Consider the following 1,118-nt stretch of genomic DNA (forward strand, 5'->3'; position numbering starts at 1 on the left):
GTTTGGCTATAAACTATAGGTTTTTTTGAAAAACTTTAGAATTACGACCATTGTGATACTTCTCCAGACGTGCTGCTGGCAAGGCACTTGCCTCAACTTCCGCAAAGCCTTGCTCCACGAACCAATGCGCGGTACGAGTCGTCAAAACAAATAGCTTGTACAAACCATGGCTGCGCGCTTGCTGCTCTAAAAACGCGAGCAAATCAGCACCGCGGCTGCCACTACGATATTCAGGGCGTACGGCAACGCAAGCGATTTCTGCGGACTCTGCATCTAACGTATGTAGCGCTGCACAACCCAAAATCATACCATCACGTTCGATGACGCTATAGTTGTCGATTTCTTGCTCTAAGCGTTCACGTGAGCGGCTGACTAAGATACCTTGCTCTTCTAAAGGGGATAACAGCTCGATAAGGCCAACGACGTCATCGATATTGGCACGGCGAATTTCTTCGTAAGGATCATGGCTAATCAGCGTACCAGAACCGTCACGAGTGAATAATTCTTCTAATAGTGCACCGTTTTTGGCATAGGAGATGATATGCGTGCGATGGACACCTTGGCGGCAAGCCAAACTGGCACAATTCAAGAAATAATTGATTTCACAATTTAAATCACGGTCACGTAAGAAGCGATCCACTTCGTTAGGAATCATCTCGTGCAACAAACGATCACCATCATTGATACCTGCTTCTTCACCCAAGAATATCAGCTTATCAGCACCCAATTCTACCGCGGCGCTAAGCGCAACGTCTTCAGCGAGCAAATTGAATACTTCACCCGTCGCAGAGTAGCCCATAGAGCCTAAAATCACGATATGGTCATGCAGTAGATTGTTTTTGATGGCCTCAACGTCAATAGAGCGCACTTCGCCCGTCATTTGATAATCAATGCCTTCACGAATGCCATAAGGGCGCGCCGTGACAAAGTTACCTGAGATGGCATCAATACGTGAGCCATACATTGGGGAATTGGCCAATCCCATCGATAGCTGTGCTTCGATCTGTAAGCGAATCGCGCCAACCGCTTGTAGGATAGCGGGCATTGCGGCACGCGGCGTGATGCGAATGTCTTGATGCAGCGGAGATTCAATATCATCGTCTTTTAAGTTTTTTTCG

The 1,118-nt window shown here is 47.4% G+C and carries 1 protein-coding gene; it reads right to left on the reverse strand.

Annotated elements, in window-relative coordinates; genetic code table 11:
- Positions 1-13: 13 nt before the first annotated feature.
- On the reverse strand, positions 14-1,118 hold a 1,105-nt coding region (gene argA, locus ACS8FC_RS14695), incomplete at its 5' end, for an amino-acid N-acetyltransferase (RefSeq protein ID WP_439297313.1).

This window comes from Psychrobacter sp. 1Y4 (assembly GCF_051847555.1).